This is a genomic window from Pedobacter frigiditerrae (assembly GCF_032678705.1).
Lineage (GTDB): Bacteria > Bacteroidota > Bacteroidia > Sphingobacteriales > Sphingobacteriaceae > Pedobacter > Pedobacter frigiditerrae_A.
The window spans coordinates 1,709,556-1,733,315 of record NZ_JAVTSS010000002.1 but is presented as its reverse complement, the minus strand read 5'-3'; the positions used below and the strand labels follow the sequence as shown (position 1 = coordinate 1,733,315).

General features: G+C 34.4%; 18 protein-coding genes. 9 read left to right on the top strand and 9 right to left on the bottom strand.

What is annotated here, in order from left to right; all coding sequences use genetic code 11:
• Positions 1-8 precede the first annotated feature (8 nt).
• Positions 9-3,227 carry a SusC/RagA family TonB-linked outer membrane protein gene (locus R2Q59_RS18065; RefSeq protein ID WP_316786746.1) on the bottom strand — a complete coding sequence of 1,073 codons (3,219 nt, stop codon included), beginning with the start codon at positions 3,225-3,227 and terminating at the stop codon, positions 9-11.
• A 496-nt stretch (positions 3,228-3,723) separates the two neighbouring features.
• Between R2Q59_RS18065 and R2Q59_RS18060 the strand changes: the two genes are divergently transcribed.
• The 4 genes from R2Q59_RS18060 to R2Q59_RS18045 all read left to right on the top strand — a co-directional run bounded on the left by R2Q59_RS18060 (position 3,724) and on the right by R2Q59_RS18045 (position 7,161).
• A complete protein-coding gene (locus R2Q59_RS18060; protein ID WP_316786744.1) occupies positions 3,724-4,416 on the top strand; it encodes an NUDIX hydrolase in 693 nt (230 codons plus the stop codon).
• A gap of 72 nt (positions 4,417-4,488) precedes the next feature.
• Positions 4,489-5,328 (top strand): ribose-phosphate diphosphokinase, encoded by an 840-nt coding sequence (gene prs, locus R2Q59_RS18055; RefSeq protein ID WP_316786743.1) that lies wholly within the window; start codon positions 4,489-4,491, stop codon positions 5,326-5,328.
• Entirely contained in the window at positions 5,312-5,710 is a 399-nt protein-coding gene (locus tag R2Q59_RS18050) for a hypothetical protein (protein WP_316786742.1), read from the top strand. Before prs ends, R2Q59_RS18050 begins: the two co-directional genes overlap by 17 nt.
• Positions 5,707-7,161: a nicotinate phosphoribosyltransferase gene (locus tag R2Q59_RS18045; protein WP_316786740.1), complete on the top strand. Its 1,455-nt coding sequence runs from the start codon at positions 5,707-5,709 to the stop codon at positions 7,159-7,161. The genes R2Q59_RS18050 and R2Q59_RS18045 overlap by 4 nt, the downstream gene beginning before the upstream one ends.
• A 33-nt stretch (positions 7,162-7,194) precedes the next feature.
• Here the strand turns inward: R2Q59_RS18045 and R2Q59_RS18040 are convergent, their stop codons facing one another.
• A complete protein-coding gene (locus tag R2Q59_RS18040) occupies positions 7,195-8,448 on the bottom strand; it encodes an ectonucleotide pyrophosphatase/phosphodiesterase (protein ID WP_316786739.1) in 1,254 nt (417 codons plus the stop codon).
• Between the two features lie 10 nt (positions 8,449-8,458).
• Entirely contained in the window at positions 8,459-10,357 is a 1,899-nt protein-coding gene (locus R2Q59_RS18035; protein WP_316786738.1) for an alpha-amylase family glycosyl hydrolase, read from the bottom strand.
• A 157-nt stretch (positions 10,358-10,514) separates the two neighbouring features.
• Here R2Q59_RS18035 and R2Q59_RS18030 point away from each other — a divergent pair, with 157 nt between their 5' ends.
• The 5 genes from R2Q59_RS18030 to R2Q59_RS18010 all read left to right on the top strand — a co-directional run bounded on the left by R2Q59_RS18030 (position 10,515) and on the right by R2Q59_RS18010 (position 17,709).
• Entirely contained in the window at positions 10,515-12,443 is a 1,929-nt protein-coding gene (locus R2Q59_RS18030) for a sensor histidine kinase (RefSeq protein WP_316786737.1), read from the top strand.
• Positions 12,444-12,554: 111 nt separating this feature from the next.
• Positions 12,555-13,190 (top strand): response regulator transcription factor, encoded by a 636-nt coding sequence (locus R2Q59_RS18025; protein ID WP_316786735.1) that lies wholly within the window; start codon positions 12,555-12,557, stop codon positions 13,188-13,190.
• 152 nt (positions 13,191-13,342) lie between these two features.
• Positions 13,343-14,494, top strand: a complete 1,152-nt coding sequence (locus R2Q59_RS18020) for an acyl-CoA desaturase (protein WP_316771414.1) — start codon at positions 13,343-13,345, stop codon at positions 14,492-14,494.
• A 106-nt stretch (positions 14,495-14,600) separates the two neighbouring features.
• A complete protein-coding gene (locus tag R2Q59_RS18015; protein ID WP_316771412.1) occupies positions 14,601-17,303 on the top strand; it encodes a PAS domain-containing protein in 2,703 nt (900 codons plus the stop codon).
• A gap of 43 nt (positions 17,304-17,346) precedes the next feature.
• Positions 17,347-17,709, top strand: coding sequence for a PleD family two-component system response regulator (locus R2Q59_RS18010; protein WP_316771411.1), 363 nt, complete (start codon positions 17,347-17,349; stop codon positions 17,707-17,709).
• A gap of 73 nt (positions 17,710-17,782) precedes the next feature.
• Here R2Q59_RS18010 and fabF read toward each other — a convergent pair whose 3' ends face one another.
• From fabF to R2Q59_RS17980, 6 genes are all read right to left on the bottom strand, one after another.
• Positions 17,783-19,033: a beta-ketoacyl-ACP synthase II gene (gene fabF / locus R2Q59_RS18005; RefSeq protein ID WP_316787318.1), complete on the bottom strand. Its 1,251-nt coding sequence runs from the start codon at positions 19,031-19,033 to the stop codon at positions 17,783-17,785.
• A gap of 12 nt (positions 19,034-19,045) precedes the next feature.
• Positions 19,046-19,264, bottom strand: coding sequence for a DUF2798 domain-containing protein (locus tag R2Q59_RS18000; RefSeq protein WP_316771410.1), 219 nt, complete (start codon positions 19,262-19,264; stop codon positions 19,046-19,048).
• A gap of 1 nt (position 19,265) precedes the next feature.
• Positions 19,266-20,036, bottom strand: a complete 771-nt coding sequence (locus tag R2Q59_RS17995) for an SDR family oxidoreductase (protein ID WP_316786733.1) — start codon at positions 20,034-20,036, stop codon at positions 19,266-19,268.
• 237 nt (positions 20,037-20,273) lie between these two features.
• Entirely contained in the window at positions 20,274-20,861 is a 588-nt protein-coding gene (locus R2Q59_RS17990) for a TetR/AcrR family transcriptional regulator (protein WP_316786731.1), read from the bottom strand.
• Positions 20,862-21,016: 155 nt separating this feature from the next.
• A complete protein-coding gene (locus R2Q59_RS17985) occupies positions 21,017-23,182 on the bottom strand; it encodes a TonB-dependent receptor domain-containing protein (RefSeq protein WP_316786729.1) in 2,166 nt (721 codons plus the stop codon).
• A gap of 175 nt (positions 23,183-23,357) precedes the next feature.
• Positions 23,358-23,669 (bottom strand): DUF6660 family protein, encoded by a 312-nt coding sequence (locus R2Q59_RS17980; protein ID WP_316786727.1) that lies wholly within the window; start codon positions 23,667-23,669, stop codon positions 23,358-23,360.
• Positions 23,670-23,760 lie beyond the last annotated feature (91 nt).

Genomic DNA, 23,760 nt, shown 5'->3' with positions numbered 1-23,760 from the left:
TCTATAAATTAAAATGTAAACTCTAAACCAATTGTGTATTTTTTTGGTATTGGATAACCACCACCAGTATACTCCCCTTGTGGGGTAATTAGTTCTGCATCTGGTACAGTGGCAGATTGAAAACCATAAACATTATCCATTGTACCATAAATACGAGCACTTTTAATTTTTGCTTTACTAAGCCATTTTGGGTTTAGCATGTAACCAAAGGTGATGGTTTTGATTTTAAAGTAATCTCCTTTTTCGTTCCATAATGTACTAAAAGGCAAAAACTGATAATAGTTTGGTCCAAAGGGACTTATTGATGGAAAACCCGCAACATAATTAGGATCCTGAGCTTTACCTGGTGTCCAATAATTTACACCTGTTAAATCTGGTAATCGTTGACCAGCAAAATGCTCTGACAAATTACCGAAATTAAATATATTAGCATATTGGTTGGCTTTGTAAGTATTAATAATATCTCGACCTAAGGTAAAAGTGCCCAAAATACTAAGTGAAAAATTCTTATAGGTAAATTCATTGTAAATACCTCCTGTTACTTTAGGGTTTGGGTCTCCGGTACGGCGTAAATCTCCGTCAGCTGCTCCTTTATCTTCACCACTCCAAACATCGTAATCGCCATTTACATCTGCCCAAATTGGAGCGCCCGGTTTAACTACATAATTTCCTTTAAAATAAGTAATGTATTTACCAGTAAGTGGATTAACAGGTATTTGCCCAGTATTATTATACACGCCCTTATAAATCATTTGAGCCCAACCATACACTGGTCCACCAACGGTGAAATATAACTGTTGATTGTATCCACGGCTATCGGCATAAAAACTTTTGTTACCATTTGGCAATGAAGCTAAACGGTTCTTGTTGAAACTAAAGTTGATATTAGTTAACCATTGCAATTTGCTCGTTTGAGGTAAATTTCTAGTTTGTAGCGAGATATCAATACCTTCATTCAATATCTTTAAAGGAACGTTATAAGATACTTGGCTATAACCTGTGTACGACGGGAATGGGAAAGAAAGTATTGGGTTTTTAGTTTGTTTACGATAAAAATCTACCGTTAAATTAACCCTGTTTTTAAACATATAAATATCAGCCCCAATGTTAGCCTGATCTGATTTATTCCATGTTAAATTTGGTTGTGTTAAAGGATTTGAGAATGATGGGAATGCTGTTATTATACCATCATAACTTTGCGTACCAACATCCCAAGTGTTAAACGGAGCATAAAAGTTATCAGGCAAGGTGCCAGATAAACCATAACTACCTCTAATTTTAAACAAATCTAACCAAGTGAATTTTTTAAGGAATGCTTCTTCTGAGGCTACCCAAGCTAATGATGCAGCTGGGAAATAACCCCATTTAGTATCTTTTCCAAATCTTGATGATGCATCTGCCCTGTAAGATGCGTTTAAGATATACTTCGATTTATAATCGTAAGAAAACTGTGCAGCAAAAGATAATAAGTTTGCCTTTTCAAAATTCGAATAGCCAGATAAATCTTGTTGAGGAATTCCCTGTACTACTTTAATATCATCGGTTGGCACATTATAACCTTGAACGTATGTTTTACGGCGTTGGTCACTTTGAAAGGATTGAACACCTACCAAGTTAAAACTATGGTCTTTGTTTAGAATTTTAGAAAAAGTTAAAACGTTCGCTAGGTAATAGCTAAAGTAACTTGATTTATCACTTGATGCAAATGAAACGCCATTTGCATCTAATTCTGCTGGCTGGAAGCGATCCCTATTATCAAAATTACCCGATAATGAGCCTTGTAATGAATATTGTAATCCTTTAACTATATCAACATTAGTTTGACTATAAATGCTAAGCTGGTCCGTTTGATTAACATCCTTTAATTTATCATACTGTCCATAGTAAAAGTCATAATCTTGCGATGTTAATTTAACAAAAGATGATGGCATTGAAGTTGCGTTAACTGGAACAACTTCATCCCTACCTCTTCCTAAGCCTCTTTTTCTGGCCGACCTAGATGCAGCCATAATGATGTTTGTATTTACTGATGGCGATAATTTAAAATCGAAATTACTTCTGAAGGAATATCTTTGGAAACCTGTATTTCTTACAATCCCATCCTCATCGTAATAGTTTAATGATAGTCGGTAATTTAATAAATCGTTACCTGCAGAAACGTTAACATCGTAGTTGCTTATTCTACCAGACTTATAAAATAAATCCTGCCAATCTGTAGCATTGTTAAATGAAGTATTTAAACTGTCAGATAAAATTTGAGGAATGTTAGCCATTTGATCATAAGTTCCATAGGCTCTCATCAAATCTAATTTCTGTTGACGTTCTTGTGCACCAGCATAAGTTGTTTGTAATTCTGGTCTTTCAGTTATACCAGTATAATATGATAATCTAACAACTGGTTTTCCTGTTGCACCTCTTTTTGTTTTTATAATAATTACACCATTTGCACCACGTGAACCCCAAACTGCGGTAGCCGCAGCATCTTTTTGTACTACGATACTTTCTATATCATTGGTATTTATACCCGCTAAAAAATTAGAGCCAGTTGCTGATGAGCCTTCTAAATCTGTTACAGATAAAGGAATACCATCTATAATAAATAAGGGTGTACTTAGTGTTTTTGCTAAATCTAAGTTCTCAGCATTTAAATCGCCGGAGATTGTAGAGTTCCCCCTTACGGTGAAAGTATTTCTAACGCCTGGTTCTCCAGAAAAGTTCTGGATGTTAATACCAGACACGCGGCCTTGTAGCAAGCCCTCAAAGCTAGGAGCTGGTAAATTCTGGATTTGTGCAGCATCAACAACTTGAATTGCGCCAGTAGCTTTACGTAAGCTTTGTTTTTGATAGCCCACAACCACAACCTCATCAAGTTTTGATAAATCTTCACTTAAAGTAATGTTAAATGTTGTGTTGTTACCCACAGTAACCTCTTTTTTTGTGTATCCAATCATCGAAAACACAAGAACGTCTGTTGGTTCTACCGAAATACTGAAGCTACCATCTGTAGCCGTAACCGTACCTTGAGCAGTTTTGCCTTTTACCGATATGCTAACGCCTGGTAATGGGCCTTGTTTGTCTTTAACAGTACCTCGTACTATTACAGGAGCTTTTATGCTTTTGTTTGTTCGCGTTACTTTTGAGAAAGTAGTTGCAAAACCATTTATGCCTAGCGACATTAAAATTAACAAACATAATACGCCCTTAAAGAGTGTAGAATTACATTTCATAAATAGGTTTTTTAGTTAAAATTGGTTAGTTGTGCTGTAGTTATTTTAATCAGCAACCCAATTTATTAACAATAGAGCTAGCTAAAAAGCACAAACGTTTGCGGAGATTAAAGAGACGATCGTTGTATTTTGTAGGTAAAACTGTTCATGAAGCCATTTTTTGAGCAACCAAAATTTATGACCCATTTATAAGCGTTATCGCGATATAAACTTCAGTCACAAACTCAACGCAAACGTTTGTTAATCCAAGAATGTGGAAAGATGAAAGACTACCTGGATTTAGGTTTTCTTAATACTTAAAAGTAATTTCTTTAAAGTTTAAAAATGTGGGTAAAAATAGAATGCTTACTTCAAAATCGGAATTAACACTTTTTTCTTACCATAAATTTTTTGAGTGTAGGTTAAACCCAGTATTTTAGTGATTAAATAAAGTATATTCTAATGATATTTCCATTACGTAAATCATTATTTTTGCGTAAAATTTACGCATATAAAAATGGAACTTCAACAAAATATAAAGATTGCTGTTGACGCTATAGTTTTTGGTTACCAAGAAAACGATTTAAATGTACTGCTCATAAAACAAAAGTACGGGGAATTAAAAAACCAGTGGGCTTTAGTTGGCGGATTTATTAAAGATAATGAAACCGTAATAAATGCTGTAAATAGAGAGCTTAAAGAAGAAACAGGGATTAAGGTAAACTACCTTGAGCAACTTTACACTTTTGGAGATGATTTAGGTAGAGATCCTAGGTTCAGAGTAATTTCAATAGCTTATTTTGCGCTGGTAAATTCACAAAGACTTATTTTAAAAGCTGATAGTGATGCTGAAGATGCTAAATGGTTCTCAATCGCAGATCTTCCTAAATTAGCTTTTGATCATGACATTATTGTAAAAACTGCCCACCAAAGGCTTCAAAATAAATTAACCTATCAACCAATTGGATTTGACTTGCTACCAAAAGAGTTTCTTTTTTCTGAATTAGAAAATCTTTACTGCACTATACTTGACAAGGAAATAGATAGAAGAAATTTTCGAAAGAAGATATTAAGTTTTGGAATTGTAGAAGAAACTGAAAAATTTGGAAATAAAAAAAATGGAAGACCAGCCAAACTGTTTAAGTTTAATAAACTGAAATACAACAAACTAAGCAAAGAGGGCTTCTTGTTTGACATTAATTTTGCGTAATTTTTACGCAAAAATTTGGAGATTAAAATTATCCTTATAACTTTGTGTAATAATTACGCAAATTAAAAGATTATGATACTTAATCTAGACCCAAATTTCAAACCTTTAAAAGGTGAAGAAATACAATTTAAAAGCTTTACCTTTTCTGGAGGTGAGCCACATATTAAAATATCTACAGACTTCGATTTAGATGCAAAAGTCTCTATTACTCATCGATTAAATTCGTTTAATGATCTAGGCTTGCTTTGCCTAGCTGTAGATGCCCTGCAAAGAATGGGAGCAATTTTAACTGATTTATACATTCCATATTTCCCTTCGGCACGACAAGACAGGGTTATGATTGCAGGAGAACCGTTATCTGTAAAAGTTTATGCGGATATCATTAATAACTTGAATTTTAAAAAAGTTTTCATTTTTGATGCACATTCTGAAGTTACTCCTGCTCTTCTAAACAATTGTGAGGTCATTACAAACCATCAATTTATAAAGGAGGTTATCGATAAAATTAACACGGATATTTTATTGATTTCTCCAGATGGCGGAGCTCTAAAAAAAATTTATAAAGTTGCAGAATATCTAGGGGGTGTTGAAGTGGTAGAGTGTAGTAAAAGTAGAGATGTTAAAACAGGGAAATTATCTGGATTTAGAGTTTATACTGATGATCTCCAAAACAAAGACTGCTTAATTGTAGATGATATTTGTGATGGTGGAGGAACATTTATTGGCTTAGCCCAAGAGCTTAAAAATAAAAATGCTGGCAAATTATACTTGGCCGTAAGCCACGGAATTTTTAGTAAAGGTTTTTCAGAACTTAACAATTGCTTTGAACAAATTTATACGACCAATTCGTTTAAAGATTTTGAAAATGCTAATCTATATCAAATAAACCTAGACAATGGACTTCTATCTTAATCCTTTCAATTCTTCAGCAAGGCTGATTGATGAATACCAAAAATACGGTTCAATAGTTATCGCTTACGATTTTGACGATACAGTTTATGACTTCCATAAAAAAGGAAGAATGTATAATCAAGTAATTGACCTTTTAAGAGAACTTAACTCTATCAATTGTTTTCTAATATGTTGGACTGGTCAAGAAGATATTCAGCTTGTTAAAACCTATCTAGCCGAAAACAACATCCCATTTGATACAATAAACGAAAACCCGCCATTTTACAAATCCGAAAGTAGAAAGGTATATGCCAATGCCTATCTAGATGATAGAGCTGGTCTTAACCAAGTATATAATGAATTAATCGATTTAGCAAACTACCTTAAAACACCTACGATATGAACCCATTATTATTAACAGATGGTTATAAAGTTGACCATCGCCGACAATACCCAGAAGGAACAACGTTAGTATATTCTAACTGGACGCCTAGAAAAAGCAGAATAGCTGATATTGAGGAAGTAGTATTTTTTGGCTTACAATATTTCATTAAAAAATATATTTTAGAAGATTTTGAAAACTACTTTTTTAAACAACCTAAAGAAAAAGTAATTAAAGAATACAGTAGAAGAATAAATAACTACTTAGGAGAAAACCAAGTTGGCACAGCACACATAGCAGCATTACATGACCTTGGCTATATACCAATGGTTTTTAAAGCACTACCAGAAGGAATTTCGGTTCCAATGAGAGTTCCTATGTTCACTATGTATAATACTAAACCAGAGTTTTTTTGGCTTACCAATTATTTTGAAACATTGTTATCAGCAGTAATTTGGATGCCATGTACTTCTGCAACCATTGCTAAGCAATACAGAAAGGTGCTTGACAAATTTGCTATTGAAACTTCTTCAATACCTGAATTTGTAAATTGGCAAGGGCACGATTTCTCGATGAGAGGTATGGCGGGAATTGAAGCTGGTGTCTGTTCATCTAGCGGACATTTGCTAAGTTTTACTGGCACCGACACTATTCCGGCAATTGATTTTTTAGAAAAATACTATAACGCAAACTCAGATAATGAATTAATTGGCGGATCTGTTGCAGCAACCGAGCATTCTGTTATGTGTATGGGTACAACTGAAGGCGAATTAGAGACTTTTAGAAGGCTAATCTGTCAGGTATATCCAAAAGGAATATTATCTATTGTTTCAGACACTTGGGATTTATGGAAAGTATTAACCGATTATATGCCTCAATTAAAACAAGAAATAATAAATAGAGATGGGAAAGTTGTAATTAGACCAGATAGTGGTGATCCTGTGGATATTATTTGTGGTAATCCAAATGGTAAAACAGCAGAAGAAAAAAAGGGAGTAATTGAATTGTTATGGGACTGTTTTGGAGGCGCAACAAATGCAAAAGGATTTAAAGAATTAATCCCTCAAATTGGTGCTATTTATGGGGATAGCATAACCATTGATAGAGCTACTGAAATCTGCGAAAGATTAAAAGAAAAAGGATTTGCTTCAACAAATGTTGTACTAGGCATAGGGTCTTTTACTTATCAATATAATACAAGAGATACTTTTGGTTTTGCAATGAAAGCTACTTATGGAGAGGTTAATGGAGAAGGTAGAGAAATTTTTAAAGATCCAATTACAGATGATGGCACTAAAAAATCGGCAAAAGGATTAATGAAAATTGAGGTAGAAAATGGAAAATATAAACTTGTTGACCAGGTAAATTGGGATAGTGAGCAAAAAGGAGAATTAGTAGAGGTTTTTAGAGACGGAAAACTGTTAGTTGATCATAGCCTTGAACAGATAAGAAAACAAATTAAATCATATTAGAATTACCTCTAATATGATTTAATTCTAATTAACCTATTTCAAAATCGGGGCAAGTATCTTTTCCTTGCCATCAATTTTTTGAGTGTAGGACAAGCCGAGTATTTTTGTGATTAATGGATAGACATTTACATTCTCAAATGCAGGGATTTTTAAACCAGATTTAAAGTTCGGCCCCCAAGCATAAAATGTAGCATGCATTTCAGGAATGGCTGGATCAAAACCATGTTGACCAACATCTGGTTTTACACCATTGATATTAAAAACTTTTGGTAAATGTGGAACTAGTAAAATGTCTCCAATCCGGTTATATTTATCTTCTTTTTTATTGTAATGCCAAGCTTTGGGAATATTTTTGCTTAAGTAAACATCATAATCTTTGGCTTCTGCTTTTAATGCTTTATAAGTTGGCTTAATGTATTGCTTTTCATTCGCATAAATGTGCAGGAGCGCATTCCCTGTCGGAACTTTAAAATGATTTAAATCAATCGCCTTTGGCAAAGTGATTGTATTCTCTCTATCTATTGTTGCCATTCCATGGTCTGAAAGCACAATGAAATTCACATCCAATCCACTTGCTTTTGCAGCGTCAACCATTTTACCAATGGCATCATCTACAATTTTAACTGCAACTCTTGTTTCCTCAGATTCTGGTTTGTAATTGTGCGCAGCCTTGTCTACTTGTGGAAAATATAATGCTATAAAGTGTGGGCGTTTATCATCTGGCAATTTTAACCAATCTTTAACCACATTAATTCTTCTATCAATTGGGATAATCTCACTATAATTAAAAAGATAAGTTGGTTTTATACCATCCATCGAAATTTCAGAGCCTGGCCAATAAAAAACAGCGCTTAACATTTTCTGCTGTTCTGCTATTACCCATAGTGGCTTACCTCCGTACCAAGAGCTATCAACGGCCATTATTTTATCTGATTTTTTGTAGACAACTCCTCTCTTCTGGTCGTAGAAAGTATTATCAACAATTCCATGATGAGAAGGATACATACCTGTAGCAATACCATAATGATTTGGGAAAGTTAGCGAAGGATAAGATGGTTTTAAGTAATCTGCCTGCACCCCACTTTCCCTCAATTTAATCAAGTTTTTAGCTTGGTATTTATCTGCTAAATCCCATCTAAATGCATCAATCGAAATTAAAATTACATACGGTTTTTTCTGTTGCTCAATGCTGTTATACCTATTGGCAACTACTTTTTGAGTAGTGTCTTGACCACAAACGTTTAAAAAGAAAAATGAAAAAACTACAGCAAGTAATAACAATCTCATTGGCATAAATTTAATTTAAGGCTTGTTTGCTGTAAATATGATATTCACCAGGCGCAAGCGTTGCCCCAAATGTAGCGCTTCCTAAATTAATATTTGCACCGCCAGTTGCATCAATCCAGGTTCCAGCTGCACCAAAATCTATGTTTGCCGTTTGATTGGTTACGTCAAAATTACCTACAACCACTACAGTATTTGTGCCGTTGGTTAGTTTGATATATTTTATGCCATTTGTTGTGCTATAAGTATATGTAGGACTAGAAAAAATGCTATTGTTCTTTTTAAGTTTGATAAATTTAGCATAAGCATCGTACAAAGCTTTACGACGACTATCATTAAAATATTCCCATTTAATAGGTTTATCTCCTGTTCTTCCATTAAAATCTATGCTGATATCGTAACCTAATTCTCCAAATTGCCAAACCATTTTCGGTCCTGGGATGGCGAACAAAAATGCTGCTGCCATTTCTTCTCGTTTTAAAGCCGTAGCTAAATCCTTAACAGAATATCCGCCAGATGCGTTACCGAAACTAATGTTTTTATAATTCAGACGTTCTTCATCATGACTCTCTATGTAGTTAACCAAGTTTTCAGATTTTGCGAAATTGTGTTTGTTAAAAAATCCCCATGAAAAATCTGATGAAGAAAGCCAACCCATTGTAGCTTCGTTCATGTTATAGTTTAGGTTATTCCAAAGCATCATCCCTTCATCTGCCAATACTTTTTCTTCAGTCGCATCAGCAAAATGCTCTAAAATCACGTAAAAATTATTTGGGTCGATGCTTTTAATATAGTTATTGTACTCTTTCCAAATGGCAACTCTACTCGCATCATAAGCTGCAAATGGTGCATCACCTGTGGTATAATTTTGTGTAAATCCTTTTGATAAATCGAACCTGAACCCATCAATTTTATATTGTTGCATCCAAAACTTCATCACATTTTTCGAAAAATATTTTGTTGCAGGACTTTCGTGGTTAAAATCATACCCTACATTGTATGGGTGTTTCGCATCAACATTAAACCAAGGCGAGTTTGAAGTTGGTTTGCTACCATCAAAATACAATTGTACCATAGGCGATTGACCAAAAGAGTGGTTCAAAACCATATCCATAATAACAGCAATGCCCTTTCCATGACATTCGTCGATAAAACCTTGTAATGCTGTTTTTGTGCCGTAATATTTATCAGGAGCGAAATAATAAGAAATGTTATAACCCCAACTTAAATTACCTTCAAACTCTGTTACTGGCATTAACTCGATAGCATTTATGCCTAAATCTTTTAAATAATCTAATTTCTGTAAGGTAGAAGCGTAGCTATGTTCTGTTGTAAAATCGCGAATCAATAACTCATAAACCACTAAATTATCTTTTGCTGGCCTGGTAAATGAACCATTTTTCCAAGCATAAACAGGTTTATTGGCTTGCATTGTGCTCACATTTCCAGTGGTTTTTCCTGTCGGATATGCCTTTAAACCAGGATAAACAACAGCAGAAATATAACTGTCGTTATTTGGGTCCAACACCTTTTCGCAATATGGGTCTGCAACTTTTAAAGTTCCATTAACCAAAAACTGGTACGCATATTCGGTATTCGGATTTAGGTTATCAATTTGAACCCACCAAGTATTATTATCAGGTGCTAATTTCATCTGATAATTTGAAGTCGCTTGCCAATCATTAAAATCGCCTATTAAGGCAACCGAAGTTTTAGCTGGTGCATATAAAGTAACAATAGCTGACGTACCGCCATTGATAAACACTACTCCGTCTTTCGCATTTGAAGGTAGTGCATTTGAACCGCTAGGCGTTGGTGTAACTGGGGTTGGCTCTGGCGTCGGGAACGTTCCCGATTTTTTGCAAGAAAAAAGAGTTGTTGCTAGAATTAAAACTAAAAGAATTTTTTTCATCTGATCTATATTTGGTCTCCAAAAATACTTAATATTAGGTATTTACATCTATAAAATTAACTGTAATTTTCATCTTCTTACTTTTTTTGCTAAAAAACATACATAGCAATAACATTGGGGCTATTTATAGCAAACTAGAAAAATGGAAATTTAGAGAATGTATAAACTGCTATTCGTTTTTTTTCTAACGTTTTTTGTAAATACTGCCGTATTTGCACAGGATGGCGCATCTCAAAATGCAGCTAAAAACACCTCTTACTCAGATCAAGATGTAAATCGTTTTTACGAGTACATAAGGTATTTTAACGATGCCTTAAAACTAAATAGCAAAAAGACAGCAAAAGGTTATCTACTATTAGCAGAGAATCAATTAATGTTGATGAATGCATTAAACGAAGCCAGATTTTGTGCTGAAATGGCACTAGGTTATGCAAGAATCGGCGATAAGAAAAAAGCCATTGCCTTTCAACAGAAAGCAACTATGGTTTCTAGAGGGAAAACAATTATTCTTTCAATTAAAAACCTTAATCATTTAGCACAAAGTTTTGTTTTAACTAATGATACAACAGGGTTGAAAAGACTTTTTGACAAGGCGATTTCTACTGCATCAAAAACCGAGAAAAAAACTGTAAAAATTGCTTATGTGAATGGGCTATTTGGGGTTGATGAAAATGTAAAAGCATCAACTTTGTTAAATGAATTATACACAGACACACCACTACCAGAAAATGAACGAGCAGAAATTTTAAACTTATTGATTATCAACTCTATAAAACTTAAAAAAACACAATATATTGATAAATATTATCAAGAGTTAGAACAGTTAAAACCAAGTATAACTGCTAATTACCTATTGGCAAAAGGGATGTATTTTGAGCTGAAAAATCAATATGCAAATGCCAGTAAAACCTACCAACTTTTAGTAAAGGATTTCAACGCTGGCAAACGAGAAAATGTTTACCTAGAAGGAGTGCTACAGCTTGCACAATTAGTGAGCAAACAGCTTAAAAAGGATAGTGCAAATTATTATTTTGCCCTTTTAGAAAAAGCTATAATTAAACCTTTTCAGTCTACTGCCATTGGAATTAGGTATTTGAAATTTTTTAATGCCCATCAAACGCGTTTTAAATCGGCTAATTCAACGGCTATTGATAAGGCAATAAACACCAAAGATTCCCTTTATAAAAACGAATTAATCGCTGTTACAAAAGAGCTACAATACAAGCATAAAATTGAGGAGGATAAACAAAAGGCCGAACTGCTTAAAAGACAAAGGGATATAGCGAAACAACGCTCAGTGTTAATCATTGGAGGTTTGTGTTTGCTTGTGATTGTTGCTGGAACTACAATCTACATTTTATACCAACGACGAAAACAAGCTAATTTACTGCATTTGGCAGAAGTAGAACGCTTAAAACAAGTTCATAAAACTGACATCATCAAAAAACTATCTGCAACACAAGAGGCCGAGCGCTGGCGCATCGCCGACCAGCTACATGATGAAGTTGGCTCTATGATTTCAGTAGTGCGATTAAATCTTTCTGAACATCCACTCAAAAAAGAACCAATCACACCTGAGAAATTAGAAACAGCAAATAGAATATTAGCCGATGTTGCAAACACAGTTAGAGAAATGAGCCATGAGTTAATGCCTGTTGCGATTAGGCAATATGGTTTGATTAACGCTATTGAACAACTCATTAATGACATTAACACTTCTGGCAAGCTTTATATTGAACATTTAATATACGGTTTTGATGACCTTTCTAAATATCCAGAAGATTTTCAGGTTAGCTTTTATAGAATTGTTCAAGAGCTTTTCCAGAATATCGTTAAACACTCAAAAGCAACAAATGCTATTTTTCAGTTGGTAGAGCTTCCCGATTCTATTAACCTTTATATTGAGGATAATGGTAAGGGAATTGAAAAAGAAAAAGTAGACAAAACAGGAAAGGGAATTGGTTTATTGGCCAATAGAATTGATTATTACGAAGGTAAAATAAGCATTGAAGGGCAACCAGGGAAGGGGACCTTAATTGTAATTGATATACCAACTGAGCATATGGTTGGAGAGCAGAAAGACTAAAGCTGAAAGACCAAAGCTGAAAGACCAAAGACCAAAGCTGAAAGACCAAAGACCGAAGCTGAAAGACTAAAGACTAAAGCAAAACGAACAACGATAGACGGAAAACGAAAAATGGCAGATTTAAAAATATTCATCGCAGATGACCACCAAATATTAATTGATGGGATTATCTCTTTTTTTAACGAATTGGAAGGTTTTGAAGTTATCGGTTATGCCAATGATGGAATAAATCTATTGAGAGATATTGCCGTAAAAACTCCAGATATCATTTTATTAGATTTAAATATGCCTAAACTCGATGGAATATCAACCTTAAAAAAACTTAAAGAAAATTATCCAAATATTAAGGTTATCATTCTATCAAATTACCATCAATCTCAATTAATTAAGGAAACAAAGTCTTTGGGAGCGAGTGGATATATATTAAAAAATGGTTCTAAAAGTGATTTATTAACTGCAATAGAAACTGCACAAAGTGGAAAACTGTATTTCCCAGAGGCTGAAGAAGTGAATTTAGATACACAGCTTGTTTTCACCGATGAGTTCATGAAAAAACATCAGCTCACTAAAAGAGAAGTAGAGATTATTAGATTGGTTTGCGAAGAACTAAGTAGTAAGGAAATTGGCGACAAGTTGTTTATTGCTGAGTTTACGGTAACGACACACAGACGCAATATCTTAAGCAAATTGGGTTTAAAAAATACACCAGCGCTTATCAATTTTGCCAAACAGAATGGAATAGCTTAAAAAAAGCAAATTCTATACATCTAACAATAAGCTAATTGCGTAAGTACAATTGTGGTTTATGAAATTAAAATGACAATCGTACCTTATCCGCCATTAATTAAACTACATTAGCTAAATTATAAAAACTGTCCATATACTACTTTACACAAAATATGACACAAAAAGTCAAGTTTACAAACATCAATAAATCTACGTTTTATGCTACCTTAAGAAAGCGAGTTGATGCGCATTTTGACGACCAAAATTTAAGTGTTCATGCCAATGGAGCTATGTGGTTTAAAGCAGTTTTCTTTTTGGGAACTTTTATTGCATTGTATCTTTCAATATTATTGGGTGATATCAGTCCGCTTATAAAATTAGGAATGGCAATTGCTTTAGGGATGTTTGGTGCATTTGTAGGTTTTAACATTTGCCACGATGCCATTCACAAAGCATTTTCGGCTAACCAAACTGTCAATAAAGCATTCAGCTTTTTATTTAGCTTAATTGGCGCAAGCGCTTATGTTTGGAGCATTTGCCACAATATTGTTCACCACACTTATACCAATATCTCTGGTCACGATGAAGATATTGATGTAGCACCAGGCTTAATCCGCTTTTGCCAAAATGAGCCTGTAAATAAGATACAACGCTACCAACACATTTATGCTTTTGGTTTGTATAGTTTAGCCATGCTTTCATGGGTTTTTAGAAAAGATTACAAGAAATTCTTCCAAACTAAAATTGGCTGTCAAGTTGCTAACCATCCAAGAATAGAATATTTCAATCTATTTTTCTTCAAATTTTTATACTATTTCTTATTCATCATTCTTCCCTTAATATTGATAGATGTGACTTGGTGGCAATTTTTAATTGGCTTTTTAGCCATGCAATTTGCGCAAGGTTTAGTATTGGGATTAGTATTTCAATTGGCCCATGTTGTGGAGGGAACAAGTTTTCCTCATCCAAATGTTGATGGAAATATCGAAGAGGCTTGGGCTGCACATCAAATGATGACAACTGCCAACTTTGCTGTAAATAGTAAAATTGCTGGCTTTTTATGTGGCGGTTTAAACAGACAGGTAGAACATCATTTATTTCCAAAAATTTGTCACATCCATTATCCAGCCATCGGAAAAATTGTAAAAGAAACAGCCTTAGAATTTAACTTGCCTTATATAGAAAGTCCAACATTTTTACACGCATTGGGTTCTCACTATCGCATGTTGCGTAAATTGGGCAAGGAAGCATATACAGCTAAGCAAACCGAGGCTCCAATCCCTTGTTTACTAACGGCTTCCATAAAAATTACCCAACCTTTGTAGTTAAAAAAACTGTAAATTTTCTTTTGTTTATTGCGAACAAATAAATAAATTGTTTGTTAGTAGAGGATATATTTTGCCCTTGAAAATAAAAACAAATTAGCGCTTTATGAGTTTCGGATTCATTAGCGGAGGAGGCGAAAGTGGCGCTCTTATCCGCTCTATTGATTGGAGTAAAAATCCCCTTGGGCCAATTGAACAATGGCCTCAAAGCTTGCGTACAACTTTGAGCATTATCTTAAATTCAAAATTCCCTATGTTTTTGTTCTGGGGAACAGAATTAATCTGTTTCTACAATGATGCCTATAGACCAAGTTTGGGTAATGACGGCAAACATCCTCAAGCGATGGGCCAGAGAGGTGCTGAAACATGGCCAGAGATTTGGGACTTCATTAAACCATTAATTGACCAAGTTCTTGATGGTGGAGAAGCCACTTGGAATGAAGACCAACTTTTACCAATTTACCGTAATGGCAAAATAGAAGACGTTTATTGGACTTTTAGTTATAGTCCGGCTTACGATGAAACGGGCAAACCAGCTGGTGTTTTTGTTACTTGTAGCGAGACTACTAGTAAGGTTATGACTTTAAATTCCTTAAATGATTATAAAGAAGAGTTAGAATTTGCGCTTAATGCAGCAGAGCTTGGAACTTGGGACTATAATCCACTTACTAATAAATTTACTGCCAATAAGAGGTTAAAGAAATGGTTTGGACTTCCTTCTACTGCAGAAATAGACCTGAACTTAGCATTAAATTCAATTATTGAAAAAGATAGGGAAAAGGTGAGTTCTGCAATTTCCGACGCTTTGGATTTTAACTCTGGAGGCAATTATACCATCCAATACACTATAGTAAATGCAAAAAACGGAAAGGAAAGAATAGTAAAAGCTAAAGGAAAAGCACTATTCGATTTCAATCATATTGCCTATCGCTTAAATGGAACTTTACAAGACGTAACTGATGAAATTGAAGCACAAAATGCTTTTAAAGAGAGCGAAGAAAATTTCAGAAAACTTATTTTGCAAGCACCAATTGGGATGATTATTCTCAAAGGCGAAAGTTTATTTGTAGAGCTAGTAAACGATGCTTATTTAAAACTAGCTGGGAAACAAAGAAAATATTTTGAAGAAAAACCACTCTGGGATGCCTTACCAGAAGCAAAAACTTTAGGTTTTGACAAAATTCTTAAAAAGGTTATGCAAACAGGCATCTCTTACCATGGAAACGAACAACAATTAAACCTAGTTGTAGATGGAAAAAAAGAAACTGTTTATGTGAACTATGTTTATGAGCCATTAAAAGATATTGATGGGACAATAAACAGAATCATGGTTGTCGCCATAGATGTAACCGAAATAACTGAAAGCAAGCTTAAAATACAAGATGCAGAAGAACGTGCTCGATTGGCAACTGAATCTACTGGTTTAGGCATTTTTGCGCTCGATTTGCGTAATGGAGACCTAAAAACTTCTGGAAGATTTGATCAAATTTTTGGATTTGACAAAAAAGTAGCTAGGTCTAATTATATTTCAGTTATTCATCCAGACGACCATGATGTTAGGTTAAAAGCGCATAAAAGGGCACTGCTTAATGGTCATTTATATTATGAAGTTAGGGTGATTTGGCCTCACGACAATTCTATTCATTGGGTAAGGGCCGAAGGAAAAATTTACTATGATGCTGATAATAAGCCAATGAGAATGTTGGGTACATTGATGGATATTACCCCACAACGTAAAGCAAAGGAAGAACTAATTCGAATCAATCAAAGGTTAGAGATTGCTTTAGAAACGGCCAGTTTAGGTTCTTATGAGATGAATGTTTTTACTCGTAAAATTACCTTCTCAGAACAGTTCAACAAAAACTATGGTTTATCGCCTAAGGCAAATTTAAGCTATGATGACTTACTAGATTTTATTGAACCAGAATTTAAGGAAAATGTAATTGCAGCTGTAAACTCAGCTATTTTAAATACAACAATTTATCAAGCAGAGTACAAAATTCGATGGAGAGACAACTCTATCCATTGGATAAAAGAATCTGGTAAAGCGCAATATGATGATAAAGGCAACCCTGTAAGTTTTATTGGCGTATCTTATGATATTACTGATATTAAACAATTACAACAGCAAAAAGATGATTTTATCGGCATTGCCAGCCATGAATTAAAAACACCGGTTACTAGCATAAAAGCTTACGCCCAGGTATTGGAGAAAATATTAACAAAAAAAGGTGATGTAATGGAAGCAGGGCTGATGAAAAAAATGGATGCCCAATTGAATCGTTTGACTAGTTTAATTGGAGATTTATTAGATGTTACAAAGGTAAATTCTGGCAAGATACAGTATAATCACACTCGTTTTGACTTTAATGAAATGGTTGAGTTTGTAATTGAGGATTTACAAAGAACAACTGAAAATCATCAAATTATTGCCGATTTAAAATATGTAGGATTAGTTTTTACAGATAAAGAAAGGGTTAGCCAAGTGGTAACCAATTTAATTACCAATGCCATCAAGTATTCCCCAAATGCTGAACAAATTATTGTTCATACTTATATTGATAATAAAGATGTTGTTGTTTGTGTTGAAGATTTTGGAATTGGCATTGCAGAAGATAAATTGAATAAAGTTTTTGAACAGTTCTATCGAGTAAGTGGGAGCATGCAACATACTTTTCCAGGGCTTGGATTAGGCCTTTATATCTCTTCAGAAATTATTAAAAGAGAAGGTGGCAAAATATGGGTAAATAGCACTGAGGGAAAGGGTTCAAAATTCTGTTTCTCCATTCCTCTACAAAAACCAGACTAATATAAATATTGATAACAAAAACTGTTTTTAGAACGATTAGATAATGAATAAGCCAAAAAGAATAACCTTAGCAGATGATGACCCTGGAATTTTGGATGCAGTTGGTATGATGTTAGAAATGGAAGGTTATGAAGTTAGTGCAACTTTAAATGGCAATACGGTTCTTAATCTTGAAAACGATTTGCCAGATATTTATGTTTTAGACATTTGGATGTCTGGCTCTGATGGTAGAGAATTATGCAAAAAATTAAAAATTGAAGAAAGGACAAAGGACATTCCAGTCATTTTAATTTCAGCTAGTAACGACTTAAAACGTTCTGCAGAATTTGCTGGCGCTGATGATTTTTTAGCAAAGCCTTTTGAGATTGATATGTTATTAGCTAAAATAGAAAAAGCCTTACATTAATTATGTAAGGCTTTTTCAGTATAACTGTCAGTCTGAGCGAACCTGTCCCGACTTCTTCGGGAGTCGAAGACTTTTATGACGAATATTTCTTAAACAAACTAGTCGCGGTGTGACCACCAAAACCAAAAGTATTATTTAAGCAATAGTTTACGGTTTGATAAACTGGTTTTCCTACAATGATATTCAATCCTTCTGGAATAGCAGAATCTAATTCAGTTGTATTTATAGTTCCTGGAATTACATCGTTTTTAACCGATAAAACTGAAATAATACTTTCAATCGCCCCTGCTGCACCTAATAAGTGACCAGTCATAGATTTTGTTCCACTTATCGCCACCGGCAAATCTCCAAAAACCCTTTTTATTGCCTTTAATTCGCTTATATCACCAATACCAGTAGAAGTTGCATGAGCATTGATGTACTCAACATCTTTTGCCTCAATCCCTGCTTCTTCTAACGCTCTTTTCATTCCTAAAACTGCGCCTAAACCTTCTGGATGAGTTCCAGTTAAGTGATAAGCATCTGCAGCCATTCCTGTTCCAACTAGCTCAGCATAAATAGTTGCTCCTCTTTCTAAAGCATATTCTAAATCCTCTAAAACTAAAGCACCTGCACCCTCTCCCATCACAAATCCATCACGGGCTACGTCAAACGGTCTTGATGCTTCCAATGGATTTTCATTATTTTTTGAAAGTGCTTGAGCAGAACTAAATCCACCTACAGAACCTTCGGTAACTGCGGCTTCAGAACCACCTGCAATCATAACCTTTGCTTTACCTAGTCTAATGGTATCAAAAGCGCTAATTATAGCTGTGTTTGATGATGCACATGCAGAAACAGTACAATAGTTTGGTCCGTGTAATTGATGTTTAATAGAAATTGCTCCCGCCGCTATGTCGACAATTAATCTTGGGATAAAAAACGGACTAAATCTTGGTGTACCATCTCCGCCATTATATTCTTTTAATTGTTGCTCGAAACTAGCAATTCCGCCGTTTCCGCTAGCCCAAATTACACCTACATCGTATCTACCAATCTCACCCATTTGGTCAAAATCTAAGCCTGAATCTTTAATGGCTTGGTCGGCCGCTGCAATTGCATATTGCGTAAACAAATCGTACTTTTTTACTTCCTTTTTATCGATGTATTCTTCGATATTGAAATCCTTTACTTCACAAGCAAAACGGGTTTTGAATTTACTAGCATCAAACTTTGTTATTGGGCCAGCAGCACTTTTGCCAGCTAATATGTTTTCCCAAAGTTCATTTACAGAATTACCTAATGGTGTAATAGCACCCATCCCAGTAACAACTACTCTTTTCATCATATTTATTGTTTAAGACTTCTCCCTTATCAAATAATCTACCAATTTTTCTATTCGCGGTGCGATGATTAATATGGCAGGAACGGCCACAAGATAAGCAATTGGCCACGATTTTATCCATATTGTTAAAAACTGACTAACAAAACCAACGTTTACAGCAACAACGGTAAAGGTTACCAATCCAGTTGTTACTGCACTCATTAGCAAAGCAAAGGTTATTTTCTTTTTCATTTTATGGCTGAACAGATTCTATCCAAGCTGCTCTATTTGCATTAATTACATTTAAAGCATCTGCCGGCGATGAAAGAAATAAATCATAGATTTTAGCTGTATCTCCAACACGGATTTCGAATTCATCATTTTTTAAGCCCTCCAATAGTTCTTCTGCAACTTGTAAAGGTTCTATGCCATTATGACCACCAATTTCTTTTGAAAATTCTGTATTCACCAATGGTGGAAACAATTCGAAAACTTTAACCGAAGTATTTTCTAAACTTAATCTTAATGAAGTGGTGTATGAATGAACTGCAGCTTTACTTGCCGCATAAGTTGGCAAAGTAATTCCCGGAACGTATGCAACAACCGAAGAAACATTAACAATTGCTGCTTCACCTTGTTGTTTTAACAATGGCAACAATTGTTGGTTTAGTCTTATGATTGACAAATAATTAGTCAACATTTCATCTTCAGCATTTCCAAAAGCATCCTGATTTCCATCTGCTAAATTGTAAAGCAATGCCCTACCAGCATTATTGATAACAATATTCAATTCTGGATATAATCTAGAAATAGTAGCAACCAATTCTTTTACATCTTCTGCTTTGCTAACATCAGCCTTGATGGCAGTTACATTATTTAACTTGGCTTTTGCATCATCTAATCTGTTTTGGTCTCTACCAATAATGATAACGTTGTTTCCTTGTTCGCTTAATAATTTTGCAGTCTCGAAACCAATGCCAGCACTTCCGCCAGTAATTAGTATAGTGTTTTTTGTAGTTTTCATCTTTTATTTATTGTTTTTTAATGGTGATGAAGCTTGCAGAAGTATTTTTATGTATTGGCCACTTCTGCAGGTTTCATTTTCTATATTGTTTATATTATATACCAATCGGTATATTTTAGGTTAAAAAAATTTTATTTTAACGAGAGAATGTCATCCTAAGCGTAGTCGAAGGATTTACATAAGAATGTCTTCGACTACGCTCAGACTGACTCATCATATTATAATTCATCTTTAATTTTATTTTAAATCGTTAATCATTTTTTTTAGGGATTGCATTACGGTCCCGATATATGCTGAACTTCCCAGTAATTTTGAAATCATAACTGAACCTTCAATCATTGATATCATTGTTAAGGCAATTTGTTCGGTATTAATGTTTGCATTAAATTCTCCGTCTGCTTTTCCTTGTTCTAAAATCTGCATCAATTTTCCCTTCCAAGAAAGCACAGCTTTTGCAACCTGACTGCGCAACTGCGGATGTGTATCATCAGCTTCTATTGCAGTATTTAAGATTGGACAACCCCCATCATCACAAGATGAATTAAATATCTGCTCGTAATTATTTACATAAACCAATAATTTGTCCTTGGCTGTTTTTTGTTTTGAAAATTGAGCCGCCACGCAAGCATTCAGCTTATCTAGGTTATAGTCAAAAACCGCCAAGGCAACTTCGTCTTTATTAGCGAAATTACCATAAATACTGCCTTTCGTTAAACCAGTAGCTTCAGTCATATCATTTAATGAAGTACCAGTAAAACCTTTCTTGTTAAAGATAGGTGCCGTTTTTTCGATGATAAATGCTTTAGTTCTTTCTGCCTTAGACATTGTTGTAATTATTTGACAGGACAAACATATACCGATTGGTATTATTTTGCAAATTATTTTCAGAAGATGATTTTGGGAAGACAATAGCATTGTCATCCTGAGCTTGTCGAATGACATTTGTGCGTTTCGACAAGCTCAACGTGACAATTATTTTATTACAACCTAAACTTTATTCCACCATTCATCACAAAACCATCTAATGGCGCATAAATATCTCTAAACTGCGGATTATTTAAAGTACCTGTGTAAATAGAATCAAATCTGGTTTGGCGAGTATCGGTAAAGTTTTCAAAGTTGATATAAATTGAAAAACGTTTCCAAAGTTTCTCTGCCATAAAACCAGTGATAATGTAATTCTTACCTATTGAACCATCATTTAACAATTGTTTGCTGAATGAATAAGCTTCCAAGCCCAGTTTCCATTTATCTTCCACTTCGTACATTAAAACTGCGTTAACACGATGCTTTGCAGTTAATGGGTTTGGCGATTGAACTCCATTTTGATGCTGATGAGCATCGGTATAAGTGTAACCTAAGAATAGTTTGAAGTCTTCATAACCTAACTTCACATTAGTTTCTGTTCCTTTACTTTCTACATTTCCATTCACATTTATAAACTGATAATTACTACCAGCAACAGGAATTAATTGCAAAGGGTTTTTCAAATGAGTGAAGAAAAATAAATGGTTAATGGTAAAGGAAACTTGGTCGTTAAATAGTGCAGTACGATAATTAATATCCCAATTTGCTCCATAACTTTTCTCTAGATGATTAATATTTGAATTAATTGCCAACACATTTCTATATTGAATTCGTTCGCTATCTTCTGTAAAAATAGTTGGTGCTTTATAGCCTAATCCGCCTCCCAAACGAGAAGTTAGCTTTGGTGTAATTTTAAACAAAGTTGAAATTCTTGGCAAAAATGCGAAACCATAATCGTTTACATAATCACCTCTTAATCCAGTTTCAATATGTAGCCATTCATTAGCTTTCCAAGTATTCTGAATAAAAACACCTGTTGTGGTTTGTTTATAATTCCTAAGATTTGAACTTGGCTCCTTAAAATTATCTGTCCATAAATTTACACCAGCAATCCATTCTAATACTTCTCCGTGATTGGCATAATTTGCTTCAGAAAAAGTTGAATATTGTGTACCATCAAACTCATAACCTGGTGTGTTTAAAATCCTATTAAAATAACTCACACTATTTTTAACCGTAAAATGCCCGCACTTACCTAATTTATGGTCTAATGAAAATTGAGAACTTATCCTTTGCGTTTTATTTTGCTCAAAATAACTGTGAGTAGCATCGGCTTCGCCTTTAATGTAATGCATATCTCCGCCAATGCGGTCTTCAAAAGTAGAATTTACCCCAAAAACAATCGTTGTTTTATCGCTTGGGTAAACGAATATCTTCGGATTAAAAGTAAATCGCTCAGATTTCGGAATGGCAGATAAATCTATGTGAGCTGGGTCGTAAGCAGAATTATTTTGATAGGATGCAAACAAGGTGGTTCCGATTTTCTCATTTCTTTTGCTGTAAAAACCATTTAAGGTTAAACCCAAAGCATCAGTTCCATCAAAGTGGAAATTTAATTCTCTTTCTTCAACAGGAATTTTCGAGATAAGATTAACTAGACCTGCGATAGCGCCACCTCCATATAAAGTTGATGCTGAACCTTTAATTACTTCCACTTGTTTTAAATCTAATGGGGCAATTTGCAATAAACCTAATCCGCTAGATGCGCCAGCGTATAAAGGAAAACCATCTTTTAAAATTTGAGTGTACCGACCATCTAAACCTTGAATTCTGATGGCTGAATTGGCTGATGTTGCAGAAGTTTGCTGTGTCTGAATTCCTGTACTTTCGCTTAGCATCATCCTGATATCCCCAGGCTTCATATTGGCTTTTTCTTCCAATTCTTCTCCAGCAATAAATTCTACACGAGTTGCAATATCCTTTATGCTTCTCGAACTTCTTGTAGATGAAATTGTAATCTCATCCAACTCGTCTTCAGACTCCATTAAGAAAACTTCTTGAGGTTCTGTTTGAGTTATTGGAAAAGTTAACACAACTTCTTTCTGCTCGTATCCAACCAATTTAATGATGATAGTTTGAGCTCCATTTGGAATATTACTTAAAGTTATGATTCCTTTTTCATTGGCCTTTGCGTTGATATTCGTTCCTTTTAATAAAGCATAAGCTTCGGTTAAAGGTGTTTTTGATTCTGTATCTGTTACTTTTGCTTTCCAAGTATTTTGGGCAAAAGTTAGTGTAGTTATAAATAAAGTCAATAACGACAATATGATTTTCTTCATTTTTTAATGATTTATCTTCATATCGAGTGAGCGCAGCGACGAGATATCTGTTTCCTAAAACCGCAGCCTTGATTCTTAAGAAAATGCTAAGACCGTTACAGATTTCTCCTCGTTCCTCGTTCGAAATGACGTGGGGTTAGGGAATTACGTGAGATAATAAAACAATAAGACTAAACTAAACCAACTTTGGTGGTTGCCAAATATTTTGTGCTCTTTGTTCTAAAGAGAAATGATAGTTAGCTATTTGATTTTCCAAGATTAAAACCGGAACCTTTATTTCAAAGGTGATAAATTGAGGTTCAATAACATTTTGACCGCAGCAAGAACATAAACAGATTGGCGAGCAGCTTTCTGTTTCTAGAGATTTTTTTTGTTCTATTGTTGATATTTGAGAAAAGGCAGCATCCAGATTTTCAATTTCATCATTACATGGCAAAGCACCAAGCAATACCATAAAAATTAAATAAATGATGCCTAGATTTTTCACTTCGCAAATGTATAGAAATAGAACAAAAATTAACCACTCATCTTTAATTTTCTACCACTCATCTTTAATAACTTTACTAATGCACTAGTAT